Raw genomic sequence first — 14,684 nt, 5'->3', positions numbered from 1 at the left:
TCTCTCCCTTCATATTACTGATTTGCTTTTTCAAAGCTTTCCATAAAGTCTACAAGCTTCTGCACGCCTTCTTTTGGCATAGCGTTATAGATACTTGCACGCATACCGCCTACAGTTCTGTGTCCCTTAAGACTTACAAGTCCGTTTGCTGTTGCTTCTGAAATGAACTTGGCATTTAAGTCTTCACTGTCAGTAATGAAAGGAACGTTCATAAGAGATCTGTCCTCCGGTCTTACAGTTCCTTTAAACATCTTGCTGTTATCAAGGAAATCGTAAAGAATTGCTGCTTTCTCTTCATTTCTCTTCTTCATCTCTGCAAGACCGCCCTGAGCCTTAAGCCACTTAAATACAAGACCACACATATAAATAGCCCAGCAGTTTGGAGTATTGTATAAGGATCCGTTATCTGCCTGAGTCTTCCATTTAAGCATTGTTGGAACAAAATCAGGAACGTCATCTCTTATAAGATCTTCTCTTATAATACTGATTACAAGACCTGCAGGACCTACATTCTTCTGAACACCGCCATAAATAACACCGTAATCATTAACATTTACAGGCTCAGACAAAAAACATGATGAAACATCCGATACAAGAATATGTCCTTTAGTATTTGGAAGCTTCTTGAATTTTGTTCCATATATAGTGTTGTTTTCACATATGTATACGTAGTCAGCATCTTCAGGTATAGCAAGATCAGAGCAATCCGGAATATATGAAAATGTCTTATCAGCACTTGATGCAACTTCAATTGCTTCACCATATTTCTTGGCTTCAGCCATAGCCTTCTTAGCCCACTGGCCGGTAACAATATAGGCTGCCTTCTTGTTCTGCATCAGGTTCATTGGAACAGCTGCAAATTGCTGGCTTGCACCGCCCTGAAGGAACAATACCTTGTAATTATCAGGAATATTCATAAGATCTCTGATATCCTGTTCAGCTGTCTGGATAACCTGATCAAAAGTCTTTGATCTGTGGCTCATCTCATTGATTGACATACCGCAGCCGTTGTAATCAAGCATCTCTGCAGCTGCCTGCTTTAAAACCTCTTCCGGAAGTACTGCCGGACCTGCACTAAAATTGTATACTCTGGACACTGTTTTTTCCTCCTGTGAATCAATTAGAAAACTCTAATTCCGCAAAATTTTTTTTATTTTTACATTTATGTTTTTCATAAACTTAATATCATTTTAAACATAAAATATTTTTTGTCAACTATGTATTCCATAATTGATGTTATTTAATGTTTTCAGACATATTATTTACGCATTAAATATGTTTTTTATCAAAGCAACAAACGCATTTCAAGGCAAACCACGCAAAAAATCATCATTTAAATGGCACAAAAAAAGATAATGAAGAATAAAAAGTACTCTTCATCATCTTTTTTTAAACAGCTTGTCCTATGCAAAATTTAATGACATATACCGCTTTATATTAAGTTAATTTTCAATGAAAAAAATCAGTAAAAAGTCAATAATACAGCAAAACAGGAACTCCAACTTCTACCGATTCATATAGTTTTTGCATAAATTCCAATGGAGAATTTATACAGCCATGTGATCCTGAATGCTTGTAAATTTCGCCACCAAATTGACTTCGCCATGTGGCATCATGTATTCCAATTCCCTTATTGACACCTAACCAATAATTGACATAGGAAGCGTAATCTACTCCCCTTAAAATCGTATGGTAGCGCTTATTATAAACATGAAAAAGTCCAACCGGAGTCCCTCTGCCAAGGCCAGTATTGCCGGTAACTATATCATACTCTATTTTGATCTTTCCATTTTTATAATAGCTTAGATGCTGATTCCCCATATCAACAAGAATATACTCTTTTCCCAATTCTTTGCCTTCAATAACAAAGGATTTTCCGGGAAGATCAACTTCCGTTTCCGCAGGCCCCGCTCCTGTAACAGATTCGATAAAAGACTCATATTCCTTGTCTATGTCATAGAGCTTTCCATCCTTATTACCACTTACAAAAATAAGCCCTTTACCATCCTTCTGGAATCGCTCAATGCAACTGTTAGTATCGACATAGCTCAGATTTTTTTCAATAAAATCATGTATTTTTGAACAGCTGAGAAGTATATTACCATTCTCATCAGTAACAAAATTTTCTTCAACCTTATACTTTTCCGGAAAAGTGGTAACTTTATCCCCTGCAAGGAATAATCCCTTACCCGGATTATCCTGAGATTCAGCCTCTATCTGTGCACGTGTAAGCTCATCTATTGTAACCATCCACTGAGATACCGCGGACGGCTTTGCAGAAATGCGAACATCACCTATTTTTATAGCAGCTTTTAAATTCTGAAGCTCATCTATCTTTTCATACAGTGAATACAGATTAAGGTCATCTTCTGTAGCAGCCGCAGAATCATACATTGAATCATCACTCAGATCCAACGTGTACTGTTTATTATAAAGCGCCGCTTTTATATTCTCATAAAACTTATCAAAATTAGCTGTCTTTTCCGTGTTTTCAACAAGATAATATCCTTCATCGTTTTTCTTAAGCTCATACAAATCCTTCTTTTCGATATTGAATATATCCCATGACTGAACCAAATACCTTAGTTTTTCCTCATTAAAAGTAGGATTACCGACAATTTCCCTATCCCTGGACTTTAAAAAATTAAGTCCCCAGGCAAAAGGATTCTGCTTATCTATCATTTGTTGTAATTCATCTCGATAGTCAACATTAAAGTCAACCATATTAGAATCAACAAAATAGCTATGTCCACCTGCAGCAGTAACTACGAGGCCATTAAAAAATGAATGGTTTTTGAGCTCCAGATTGGCTTCATCAGCATTTTTGCCTGTACAATAAACCTTATTTATCCATATTCCATAAGTAAAACTGTCAGTATAGTAAAAGCCAAGAAGTACATACAAAGCGCAAAAAGCAGCAATTGAAAAAGCCAATAAAAAATATAAAATTTTCCTCTTTTTCATATATTGTTTTATGGACAGATCACGCTCTGTCCTTTCCCTCTAAATCTTTTTCATCAAAAGCTTCGCTAATAGATGCTCCCGGAGAAACCATAGGAAATACTTTATCATCAGAATCCACAGCAACGTCAAGAAGCACAGGTCCCTTAGCCGCAAGAGCCTTTTTTAGCGCAGGAACAACCTCATCCTTCTTAGTGACTCTGATTGCCATACATCCAAGTCCCTCAGCAACCTTACAATAATCAACTTTATCAGTAAGTATTGTATTGGAATAATGCTGGTTATAATACAAGTTCTGCCACTGTCTGACCATGCCAAGAACCTGATTATTGATCACTATTTCTATCACATGAATATCATACCTACTTGCTGTAGCAAGTTCATTCATATTCATTCTAAAGCATCCATCTCCGGCTATATTAACGACTGTTTTGTCAGGCATGCCTACCTTAGCACCGATAGCTGCCCCAAGACCATAGCCCATGGTCCCGAGTCCGCCGGAAGTAAGAAGAGTTCTCGGATGTTTATACTTATAAAACTGAGCTGCCCACATCTGGTGCTGGCCAACATCTGTTGAAATAATCGCTTCACCATCTGTAAGTTTATCAAGTGTTTCAATCACATAAGGACATGTAAGTGCGTTTTTATCATAGCCAAGCGGGAATTTCTTCTCGTACTCCTTTATATGAGCTATCCATTCTGCATGATTCTGCTGTGCAAGTTTATTATTAATCTTTGATAATACTTCCTTAAGATCTCCCACAATAGAAAAATCTGTCCGGATATTCTTATTTATTTCAGCAGCATCGATATCAATCTGCAAAATTTTGGCTTTTTTTGCAAATGTCTTGGCATTTCCTATAACTCTGTCCGAGAAGCGGGCGCCAAGTGTTATAAGAAGGTCACATTCACTTACGCCAAAATTGGAGGTTTTAGTACCATGCATGCCTATCATGCCTGTATAAAGACTGTTATGACCGCTAAAGGCACCTTTTCCCATAAGAGTATCGCATACAGGAGCCTGTATTCTCTCAGCAAAAGTCAAAAGTTCCTTATCTGCTCCTGATATTACAGCACCTCCTCCGGCATAAATAAAAGGCCTCTTAGCATGCTCAATCATCTTAACAGCAGAGTTTATATCTTCCTCTGTATATTTTGGAGCTTTTTCTTTATGTACCGGTGTAGCAGGCTTGTAATCACATTTATTGGCAGTTACATCCTTTGTAATATCCACAATTACAGGTCCCGGTCTTCCACTCCTTGCTATTTCAAAAGCTTTGCGAATAGTATCAGCAAGCTTTTTAACATCCTTAACAATATAGCCATGCTTAGTTATAGGCATAGTAATACCGGCAATATCCACCTCCTGGAAAGTATCCTTTCCCAAAAGAGGCAGATTTACATTGCAGGTAATAGCAACGATTGGTACGGAATCCATATAAGCTGTAGCTATTCCTGTAACCAGATTTGTTGAGCCGGGGCCACTTGTAGCAAGGCATACTCCGACTTTACCCGTTGCTCTTGCATAGCCGTCAGCAGCGTGAGAAGCACCCTGTTCATGTGAAGTCAGAATGTGCTTAATTTTATCCTGCTGTTTATATAATTCATCGTATACGTTAAGAATTGTTCCGCCCGGATAACCAAAAACAGTATCAACTCCCTGTTCTTTAAGGCATTCCAAAACTATTTGTGCTCCTGTAAGCTGCATTTATCCAGTGCTCCTTTTATATATTTATTTAATCTCGAGAACAGCGCCTCTGTTGCCACTTGTTACCATCTTTTCATATCTTGCAAGATACCCGGTGGTAATCTTGGGTTCTCTCGGCTTCCATTCAGCTCTTCTCTTCGCAAGCTCCTCATCTGATACCTTCATATCAAGCCTGTTATTGTTTATATCAATAGAGATTATGTCTCCTTCTTTAACAAGTGCTATAGGGCCACCCACAGCAGCTTCCGGTGATACATGTCCTATGGAAGCACCTCTGCTTGCTCCCGAAAAACGTCCATCAGTAATAAGTGCAACACTTGCTCCAAGTCCCATACCTGCAATAGCAGAAGTAGGATTGAGCATCTCCCTCATTCCGGGGCCACCCTTAGGGCCTTCATATCTGATAACAACAACATCACCTTCTACAATTTTGCCGCCAAGAATAGCTTCAATAGCATCCTCTTCACAATCAAATACTCTTGCCGGTCCTTCATGAACCATCATTTCAGGCACAACAGCCGACCTCTTAACAATGCCTGTATCAGGTGCAAGATTTCCTTTAAGCACAGCTATTCCACCATTAGGCATATAAGGATTATCTATCGGTCTTATCACTTCCGGATCAAGATTATGTACATTTTTGATATTTTCACCTACAGTCTTTCCGGTGCAGGTCATAAGATCAAGATGAAGAAGATCCTTCTTTGCAAGCTCAGACATTACAGCATAAATACCGCCAGCCTCGTTAAGGTCTTCCATATATGTAGGGCCTGCAGGTGCAAGATGACAGAGATTAGGTGTTCTGTCTGAAATCTCATTTGCCATTTCCATGTTGATTTCTATACCGGCCTCACGGGCTATAGCCGGCAGATGAAGCATGGTATTTGTAGAGCATCCAAGAGCCATGTCCATGGCAAGCGCATTCTCAAATGCCTCCTTAGTCATGATATCTCTTGGACGAATATTGTTTTTAACAAGCTCCATAATCTGATATCCTGCCTTCTTGGCAAGTCTTATTCTGGCAGAATATACAGCCGGAATAGTACCATTTCCTCTAAGCCCCATTCCGATAACTTCTGTAAGACAGTTCATTGAATTAGCGGTATACATACCAGAGCATGAACCACATGTAGGGCAAACCTTTTCCTCAAATTCAGTCAGCTCTTCATCAGTCATTTTGCCTGCTGATACACTACCAACAGCCTCAAACATAGAGCTGAGGGATCTCTTTTTACCATTAACCCTTCCTGCCATCATCGGACCACCTGAGCAGAAAATAGTAGGTATATTAACTCTTGCAGCTGCCATGAGCAGTCCGGGAACATTTTTATCGCAGTTAGGTATCATAACCATGCCATCAAAGGCATGTGCCATTGCAAGACATTCTGTGCTGTCTGCCACGAGGTCTCTGGTTACAAGTGAATACTTCATTCCAACATGTCCCATGGCAATGCCGTCACATACGGCAATGGCAGGAACGATAACAGGCATGCCGCCCGCCTCAGCAACTCCGAGCTTTACAGCCTGAGCAATTCTGTCGAGTTCCATATGTCCGGGAATAATATCACTTTGTGAGCTTACAATACCAATAAGAGGCTTTTTCCTCTCTTCTGCAGTAAAACCAAGCGCATTAAACAAGCTTCTATGAGGAGCCTGCTGCAAGCCTTCCATTACACGATCACTGTTCATAAAAAACCTCCTTAATTATCTCTTATAAAGAACAAAGTCTTCATTTTCATAAAAAATATAATAATGTGAATTTACATAATCCCATGGAATAGTCTCAAAAGTCAGGTAAAATTTCCAAAAATCCGGTCCGTTGTACCCTTCCTCCATCATATTCCTGTCTACCAGAATATAATCACAATCTGTCACATCAGTATTTTCACATTCAATGCCCCAACCAAATTTTAATAAATACTGTTGATCACAGTCCAAAACACACAGATTTTTTTGAACTGAAGGATGTGCTATATATAATGCATTATAGCAATTAGTTTCCCTTTCTCCATACTGTGCATTATATTCAGGCTTTGTTATCATGATAAAAACAAATGCAAAAATAATAATGACAGGTACTGAAGCAAACAAGTTTCTTGCTGTACTAAAATCACCTTTTCTTTTCAACAGCTTTCTGCTCATAAGACTCAGGTGTTCAAGAACATAAGCAAAGCATACAGCCGTAAGCACACCTACGTATGAAAAAACCCGATAATACGGAAGTTTTGCCTGCAGAATCATCATAATGGGATATCCCATTATGTTAAATATCATCAAAAGATTAAATATTGTTCTGCTGTTTTCAAAATGTCTTATACATTCAGCTACAAGTATTATCAGTGCAAATATTGATAATATCAGCGTCAGCACGTTAAATCCGGGATACATAAACGCTGACAGATTTTTTGACCATTCAGCAAAGCTTTCAAAATATCCCACTCTGCTCACACTTTGTATATACGGCTGTGAGAGCATATAATCAAGACCTTCCCCGGCAGCACGTAGTGGATGAGATAGAATAAGATTCACATGAGACATGCCAAAAAACTCACTTGAATCATCCTTCACAAGTAGGTTAGAACCTACCGCGAGCCATATTATCAGATAAAGCCCCAAAACTATCACAGCAGAAATAACACCTGTAATAAGACAGTTTTTTAGTCTTTTAAAATATCTGGTATTCCAAATCGAACCACGATAATCATAGCTTCTATATCCGTTTACAATCAAAAATACAGCAGCGGCGAGACAGGAACACACAACCCAGTAGATGCTGCTTGGAAGCGTGTAAAGTCCAAGTATCATTGAACCACCAAACAGAATATAGTCAAAAAGTTTAAATTCCTCTGATCTGCAGATATACGTAAGCTGCCTCAAGGTTATTAAAAAGCAGGTAGTTCCAAGAGTATAGCCTCTTCCCTGAATAGAAAGGTCGTTAACCAGCATACATGAAAAATACAGAAGCATGGCTCCATATGCATACCAGTCTTCCATGAATTTTTTTGCAAGCCTGTATACCAAAATAGGATTAATTACAGCACAGATAAACGAAACACCCCTTAACCCTATATATGAGTTTCCAAACATATTTAGTAGCGACGAAAGTACGGAATATCCGACATGATTGTTGGGTAGTGGCCAGTGTATTGCTGAATAAACCGGTCCTCTGCTGATAAAATAATAATATGTATAAAGCTCATCATACCAGGGCGTAAGATAATTGGCTCTCCAGATATAGTAAAAAGCCATTCCTATAACCGTGAGAACAACTACCATGTCTATTGGTTCCTGGGGCAAATAATCATATAAAGTTATAGATTCTTCAGATTCATTTGATTCTCGAAGCAATGATATCTCCCATCTTACTGCATCCGCATTTTTTATCCTCAGATATGTTCTCGCTGTCGCGAATAAGGTCTACTGTTCTATATCCATCCTCTAATGCTTTCTTTACCGCATTTTCAATGCTCTCAGCTTCTTTTTCAAGCTTAAAGGTAAACTTAAGCATCATTGCAGCAGAAAGAATTGTGGCTATAGGATTAGCTATGTCCATACCGGCGATATCCGGAGCACTGCCATGGCTTGGTTCATAAAGACCAAAACTGCTCTCATTTAGTGAGGCACTTGGGAGCATCCCTATCGACCCCGTAATCATGCTGGCTTCATCTGACAGAATATCACCAAACATATTCTCAGTAAGCACAACATCAAACTGAGAAGGATCCTTAACAAGCTGCATTGCACAGTTATCAACAAGCATATGGGAAAGCTCTACCTCTGGATAATCTGCTGCAACCTCTTCCACAACTTTTCTCCAAAGTCGTGATGAATCAAGTACATTGGCTTTATCAACACTCGTTACTCTCTTACTTCTCTGCATAGCCACATCGAAAGCTTTAATGGCAATTCTCCTTATCTCGCTCTCCTTATATACGAGAGTATCAGTAGCAACAAGCTCACCGTCTTCTTCCTTTGTGAATCTGTCTCCAAAATACAAACCACCTGTAAGTTCTCTCATGATCAAAAGATCAAATCCTTTGTCTGAAGTCTCAGCCTTAAGCGGACATGCATCAGATAATTCGGAATACAAAAATGCAGGTCTTAAATTTGCAAATAAATTCAAGGATTTACGAAGCCCAAGAAGACCGGCTTCAGGTCTAAGAGAAGGCTCAAGCTTATACCACGGCGAAGTAGAAGTATTTCCGCCTATAGATCCCATCAGCACAGCATCAGCCTTTTTGCATGACTCAATAGTCTCATCAGTAAGTGGTTTTCCGTAAGCATCTATAGAAGCACCTCCCATAAGAACATCTGTAAATTCCATCTCATGTCCATATACAGAGCATACCTTGTTAAGTACTTTCTTTGCTTCACGTACAATTTCCGGTCCGATTCCATCACCGGGAATGCAAGTTATCCCCATTTTCATACTTTTTTCTCCTCTATATAGTTACAGCCGGCAAAATAACTGTTCGCCGGCTGTCCACTTTATAATGCAGACTGTAACCAGTCCTCTTTTTACTTTGACTTCTTATCTTCTTTGGTATTGGAACTGTCCTTAAGAGCATCCTCTGGCTTCTCTACCTCAACGATAGCTTCTTTAACCATGGGAATGCGGCAGTTCTTGTTGTTACCAAATTCAACAATAACTGTTGAAGATTCATCATCGATGTCAATTACAGTACCGATGAATCCGCCTGTTGTACGAACGCTGTCACCTACAGCAAGCTGAGAAAGAAGCTGTGCCTTCTGCTTTTGCTCTTTTCTCTGAGGGCGGATCATAATGAAATAAAGAACCGCGAAAATTGCAACGTAAACCAGAATAATCATAACGCTTCCGGTTCCGCCTACAGCTCCTGCACTTTCAAGAGCCATCATGTTAACAAAACTCATATCAACCTCCAAAAATCATATCTTTAAACATATTTAGTATCTTACAATTAATAACACTTTAAAACAAGTACAGTTTTTAACCCTTTTTCCATCCTTTTGCAATATCATATCGGGTTGCAGGCTCTTCCGAATCATATTCAAGCATCGCATCAAGTGCATTTTTCTTAAATTGCTTAAATTTCCCTTCGTCAAGAGCATTCCTGATATCTGTCATAAGATGATTGTAAAAATACAGATTATGTAAAACACAAAGTCGCATTCCAAGCATTTCTCCTGACTTTAAAAGGTGTCTTATATAGCTTCTGGAATATCTTCTGCATGCAGGACAGTTACATCCTTCCTCAATCGGTCTGTCATCCAGTTCATATTTTGCATTTAGAAGATTTATATGTCCTCTCTTGGTATAAAGATGTCCATGTCTTCCGTTTCTGCTGGGATATACGCAATCAAAGAAATCAATACCTCTGTCCACGGATTCAAGGATATTGGCAGGAGTACCTACTCCCATCAGATATGTAGGCTTATTTTCAGGAAGATGCTCGGTTACAACATCAAGAACATGATACATTTCCTCATGTGTTTCACCAACTGCAAGACCACCTACAGCATAGCCGTCAAGTTCCATTTCTGAAATCCTTTTAGCATGCTCTATTCTGAGATCATCAAAAATAGCACCCTGATTAATTCCAAACAATAATTGATTCTTATTGATTGTATCAGGAAGAGAATTCAGTCTCTTCATCTCATCCTGACATCTTTTCAGCCATCTGGTCGTTCTGTCTACTGACATCTTCACATATTCGTGGTCAGCCCTGGCAGAAGGACATTCATCAAATGCCATTGCAATCGTTGAAGCAATATGAGATTGAATTCTCATGCTTTCCTCAGGACCCATAAAAAGCTTATGTCCGTCAATATGTGACCTGAAATATACACCTTCCTCTTTAATCTTTCTGTTCTCAGATAATGAAAATACCTGAAAGCCGCCGGAATCCGTTAAAATAGGCTTATTGCAGCTCATAAACTTGTGAAGTCCACCCATTTTGTAGATAACATCATCACCCGGGCGCAGATGTAAATGATATGTATTAGACAAAACCACCTGAGTATCAATCTGTTCAAGATCCTCGGTAGATACAGCACCTTTTATTGCAGCAACTGTAGCTACATTCATAAATACAGGAGTCTGAATCGTTCCATGGACAGTTTTAAATTCAGCACGCTTTGCCATTCCTTCTTTTTTTAATAACTTATACATTTGTTTTCCTTCCAGATAATTTTATTACATATAGGATTTATTATTATACCATAGAAAACAGAATTTCTTCAGAAATTCTATTTTTGTATTAGACCAGCTTTCAGCTATGGATGAAAGCTTATCCGACTTCTATCTTTTTAAACTCTGGGGTAAATATCTATTATATAAAAGAGCTGCCGCAAAACTGCAACAGCTCATAAAGTCAATTGTATAAATAATTGTTCCAAAACTCTTCAAGACATAGGTTTTCATCATGCATTATGGTTGCGGCATCAATACCTACATATCTGAAATGCCATGGCTCATATTCAATACCTGTGATATTCTCTTTACCCTTAAGATACCGAACTACAAATCCAAATTTATAACTATTGTCAGCAAGCCACTTACCTGCATCTGTATCTCCAAAACCCTCATCCAGATTGTAATAAGAACCGCATACTATATCAAAGGCAAGTCCTATCTGATGCTCTGATGAACCGGGAACAGTAACAGCCTGAGATGCAACATTATAAGCATCCATGTATGAAAGCCCTGCTTCAAGATAATTATTTATCTTTCTGGCAAATAAGCCTTCCTGACGATTGCTGTCTCTATACGGTGAACATATCGCAAGATTTATACCATCATCAGCCGCTGCCTTGAGCATTGTTTTTAGAGACGGAAGCACTCTCTCATCGCATTTCATGTTATCGCTTATCTCACCAAATGGGAAGCTGTATCCCTCCGGTATGGGATGTTGCTTATTTACAAGAATAAGTTTCCAATCATCAGAATCAAAAGAAACCTCAGAATCTGAAGATTTCTCTATGCTTTTATCCTCCGGATCAGCGATATTTTCGATATCATCAGCAAGGACGAAGCCATCAGCCAATTCCTGATCCTCAGAAAAATTCTCATCACCCTCAATTATCTTATCTTTATCAACCAATGTAAGTTTGGCAAGTTCAGCATTCGATTCAGACGAAATAACCTCAAGAGAATCAGCTGTATAATATTCTCCTGACTCCTCAGTTTTATCAATATCAGTAACAAAGCTGACATTAAGCTTTAAAGCTTCAGGATAAGTAAAGCTGCTGCTTGCAATAAAGAAAAATAATATTGTTGCCAGACATGTACATCTCTTAGTATTGTGATAAAAAGCCAGGCCGAAGTTGTAAACAAGAAGTACTGCCATCGCATAAAGCATGCCCATAAACTTAAGCTTAGGGTGCTTTCTGTTAAAAGTGCGGACCCCATCCATAACCTTATCTCTGAAGGTCGGCCCCATCTGTAAACGATTCGCACGCATATCACTATAACCTCATAAAAAAATAGATATAATCATATTATAACTCATTTATTTATTTTTAAAAGAAAAAATTAAGAATATTTTAAGAAATAGCATATATTTTAGAATTAATCAAGGTTTTTGTGAATTTCAGACGATAAAATATGCCCTAATAATAAAAGTATGTATTGACAAATTATAAAATGCTTATTCAAAGCTTAATATATCAGTAAAAACATGATCAAAAAAAACTGACAGATGAGCTTTTACTCATCAGTCAGTTTTTAATTATTTACCCGATCAGAATATCTGTATTGTAATGATTTTCTAATCTTATTTAATCTTATCCTATTATCTAATCTTCTTTCTCTCTCCAAGCTTATGGAATATGATACAGTTTGGTCTGTCAATCTGAAGCTCAGGTCCGTTCATTACAAGTGTATTATTATCAAAGTTTACATTGAAGAATGTAAGTGTGCTTGATTCCTGGTTAAGAGAAACAAGATGCTTATTATCAGGGAAAAGACATGCATCCTTCGGATACTCTCCTGAGATAGGAAGCTCAATCATCTTTGTTAAAAGTCCTGTCTCCTTATCCACTTTATAAATTACGACATTGTTCTCACCGGCTACAGAGCTTACAAGATAGTTGTAATCGTCAGAGAACTTAAGAGCACTACTTGCAACACCTATTGTATCCTGTTCATCAGAGTTCTGTACTGACTGAATCTCCTCAAATGACGGTAATCCTTTATCTTCTGTATACATGTAAACGTTTATGCTGCACTGCTGCTCGAAAACAACATACAAAAATTTACCGTCCTGTGAAAACTGCATATGTCTGGGAGATGATTCCTGATCACAGTGAATCACATCAATATCGGAAATTTTGCCGTGCTCTGTATCAAATTTATAAACATTGACACGATCCATACCAAGGTCTGCAGCAAGAAGATACTTGTTATCCTTGGTCACTTTTATACACTGTACATGCGGTGTATGATTTCTTCCTGCAATGGTTCCAAGACCTTTGTGGAATTTCTCATCAGTGATCTCACCGATACTTCCATCATCGTTAAGCTTCAAAATAGTAACCTTACCATCATGATATCCCGCACAAACAAGGAATCTGTCGTACTGGTCCATATTTATATAGCAGCCACGCATACCGTTGATTGAAGCCTTATTAAGAATTGTAAGGCTTCCATCATCCTCAATATGATAAGCCTCTACACCTGCATCGGTAATAGAATACAGAGTTTCTTTACTATGAGACAAAACAATATAAGATGAATTGGTAATCTTTACCTTTTCCTTCTCTGTCAGTCTGCCGTTCTCCATATCTACATCATAGATACGGATTCCATAATTATCCTTTGAACCTGAAGTATAACTCGCAACATATGCGACATATTTATCGGATTTTGATTCCTTCGCCATATTTGGTCACCTCATATAACTCATATTTGATTATTTATAATATAATTTTATGTTATTTTACAGAATTTGCAAGAACACTATAATTTTTTCTGTAGTTTCTGTTCATCTTAAAACAGTCCCGCAAAGATATAAATGATCCCTCACCGAAACGTGTAACTGCTATATGCGCAATGCAGCCTTTATCAAGGACTATCGCAGCTGCCATAGCATCATCTTCAGTATTTCCAAGGCAATACGCTCCATCGTTGTATGCAAATACAGCATTCGTGCCCTTCTTCACAGTAATAGGTGCACCTTCAGATGTAGGTATTCTTAGACTGACTCCTATAATCTGAGCAAAATCATCAAGCAAAGGTCTCATGTGATTTACTCTTCTGGACATGGTCATAACAGCCTCTGATTTATTGTGATATATGTAATGAATGTCGGGTCTTTTCGCATAAATCTGCTGATGGATGAGTTTTATCCTCTCGGGAGTATCGCTTCTTAGGTAAACTATTTTATCATTTTCCAGTTTACTTGAAAATCCTTCTTCAATTACATTGTTTATGTCTGTTTTACAAATATTGAAAATATATTTTCTTGAAGCTATTTCCAATCTTAAAGCTTCCTTCACAGCTTCATCTGCGTTATGGCCAAAGCAGACTGCGCCATGATTTGCCATAATAATACTTCTTGTCTCATTGTTTTTTATTGCACATTCCTTAACGTTTTTGGCAAGAGCTGTTGTTCCGGGCAGTGCATATTTTGCAATTGGGAAAATTATTTTTCTCTCTTTATGCTCTGCCTTAAGTCTTTTCTTGCCAAGAGCACCCACACAAGTTGCATAAACCTGATGTGTGTGTACGATAAACTCAGCATCATTTCTTGCTGAATATATTGCAGTATGAACAAGGCTTTCACTTGAGGGTTTATACTCTCCTTCAAAACTGTTATCCGAGATGGAAACTATAGGAAGCATTTCCGGTTTTAAATCTTCATAACGAATGCCGCTTGGAGTGATCAAATAATGATCATCATCAATTTTGGCACTTATATTTCCCCAGGTCCTGACTATCAGTCCCTGTTCTAAAAGCGATAATGAAACCTCAATAATTTCTTCTCGCAGCTTAAGAATTTCTTCTTTGGTTTTCATCTCCTGGTATCTTCTTTCT

The 14,684-nt window shown here is 38.2% G+C and carries 11 protein-coding genes; all 11 read right to left on the bottom strand.

All coding sequences use genetic code 11. From position 1 onward, the window contains the following. Positions 1-14: 14 nt before the first annotated feature. Complete coding sequence (gene serC / locus ACHCNF_RS01830) at positions 15-1,097, bottom strand: 3-phosphoserine/phosphohydroxythreonine transaminase (protein WP_408071099.1); 1,083 nt, start codon at positions 1,095-1,097, stop codon at positions 15-17. 376 nt (positions 1,098-1,473) lie between these two features. Beyond that, positions 1,474-2,964 carry a L,D-transpeptidase gene (locus tag ACHCNF_RS01825; RefSeq protein WP_408071098.1) on the bottom strand — a complete coding sequence of 497 codons (1,491 nt, stop codon included), beginning with the start codon at positions 2,962-2,964 and terminating at the stop codon, positions 1,474-1,476. Positions 2,965-2,983: 19 nt separating this feature from the next. After that, complete coding sequence (gene ilvB / locus ACHCNF_RS01820; RefSeq protein WP_408071097.1) at positions 2,984-4,669, bottom strand: biosynthetic-type acetolactate synthase large subunit; 1,686 nt, start codon at positions 4,667-4,669, stop codon at positions 2,984-2,986. Between the two features lie 24 nt (positions 4,670-4,693). After that, complete coding sequence (gene ilvD / locus ACHCNF_RS01815) at positions 4,694-6,358, bottom strand: dihydroxy-acid dehydratase (protein WP_408071096.1); 1,665 nt, start codon at positions 6,356-6,358, stop codon at positions 4,694-4,696. Positions 6,359-6,373: 15 nt separating this feature from the next. Then, positions 6,374-8,017 (bottom strand): glycosyltransferase family 39 protein, encoded by a 1,644-nt coding sequence (locus ACHCNF_RS01810; protein WP_408071095.1) that lies wholly within the window; start codon positions 8,015-8,017, stop codon positions 6,374-6,376. Then, positions 7,998-9,098, bottom strand: coding sequence for a 3-isopropylmalate dehydrogenase (gene leuB / locus ACHCNF_RS01805; RefSeq protein WP_408071094.1), 1,101 nt, complete (start codon positions 9,096-9,098; stop codon positions 7,998-8,000). The genes ACHCNF_RS01810 and leuB overlap by 20 nt, the downstream gene beginning before the upstream one ends. An 89-nt stretch (positions 9,099-9,187) precedes the next feature. Next, positions 9,188-9,562: a preprotein translocase subunit YajC gene (yajC, locus tag ACHCNF_RS01800; protein WP_408071093.1), complete on the bottom strand. Its 375-nt coding sequence runs from the start codon at positions 9,560-9,562 to the stop codon at positions 9,188-9,190. 76 nt (positions 9,563-9,638) lie between these two features. Beyond that, on the bottom strand, positions 9,639-10,820 hold the full coding sequence (gene tgt, locus ACHCNF_RS01795; protein ID WP_408071092.1) for a tRNA guanosine(34) transglycosylase Tgt: 1,182 nt from the start codon (positions 10,818-10,820) through the stop codon (positions 9,639-9,641). 202 nt (positions 10,821-11,022) lie between these two features. Further along, positions 11,023-12,111, bottom strand: coding sequence for a D-alanyl-D-alanine carboxypeptidase family protein (locus ACHCNF_RS01790; RefSeq protein WP_408071091.1), 1,089 nt, complete (start codon positions 12,109-12,111; stop codon positions 11,023-11,025). Positions 12,112-12,441: 330 nt separating this feature from the next. Next, positions 12,442-13,530, bottom strand: a complete 1,089-nt coding sequence (locus ACHCNF_RS01785) for a lactonase family protein (RefSeq protein WP_408071090.1) — start codon at positions 13,528-13,530, stop codon at positions 12,442-12,444. 52 nt (positions 13,531-13,582) lie between these two features. Beyond that, positions 13,583-14,665: a class II aldolase/adducin family protein gene (locus ACHCNF_RS01780; protein WP_408071089.1), complete on the bottom strand. Its 1,083-nt coding sequence runs from the start codon at positions 14,663-14,665 to the stop codon at positions 13,583-13,585. Positions 14,666-14,684: the final 19 nt, after the last annotated feature.

Source organism: Butyrivibrio sp. NATIVEDY162, from assembly GCF_045999815.1.
Lineage (GTDB): Bacteria > Bacillota > Clostridia > Lachnospirales > Lachnospiraceae > Butyrivibrio.
The sequence above is the reverse complement of the archived record's forward strand: the minus strand, read 5'-3'. Positions and strand labels throughout refer to the sequence as shown.

Excerpts from the sequence above, each read along its gene's own strand:
- ACHCNF_RS01825 (WP_408071098.1), bottom strand. The coding sequence starts at position 2,964 with ATGAAAAAGAGGAAAATTTTATATTTTTTATTGGCTTTTTCAATTGCT.
- ilvB (WP_408071097.1), bottom strand. The coding sequence starts at position 4,669 with ATGCAGCTTACAGGAGCACAAATAGTTTTGGAATGCCTTAAAGAACAG.
- ilvD (WP_408071096.1), bottom strand. The coding sequence starts at position 6,358 with ATGAACAGTGATCGTGTAATGGAAGGCTTGCAGCAGGCTCCTCATAGA.
- leuB (WP_408071094.1), bottom strand. The coding sequence starts at position 9,098 with ATGAAAATGGGGATAACTTGCATTCCCGGTGATGGAATCGGACCGGAA.
- yajC (WP_408071093.1), bottom strand. The coding sequence starts at position 9,562 with ATGAGTTTTGTTAACATGATGGCTCTTGAAAGTGCAGGAGCTGTAGGC.
- tgt (WP_408071092.1), bottom strand. The coding sequence starts at position 10,820 with ATGTATAAGTTATTAAAAAAAGAAGGAATGGCAAAGCGTGCTGAATTT.
- ACHCNF_RS01790 (WP_408071091.1), bottom strand. The coding sequence starts at position 12,111 with ATGCGTGCGAATCGTTTACAGATGGGGCCGACCTTCAGAGATAAGGTT.
- ACHCNF_RS01785 (WP_408071090.1), bottom strand. The coding sequence starts at position 13,530 with ATGGCGAAGGAATCAAAATCCGATAAATATGTCGCATATGTTGCGAGT.
- ACHCNF_RS01780 (WP_408071089.1), bottom strand. The coding sequence starts at position 14,665 with ATGAAAACCAAAGAAGAAATTCTTAAGCTGCGAGAAGAAATTATTGAG.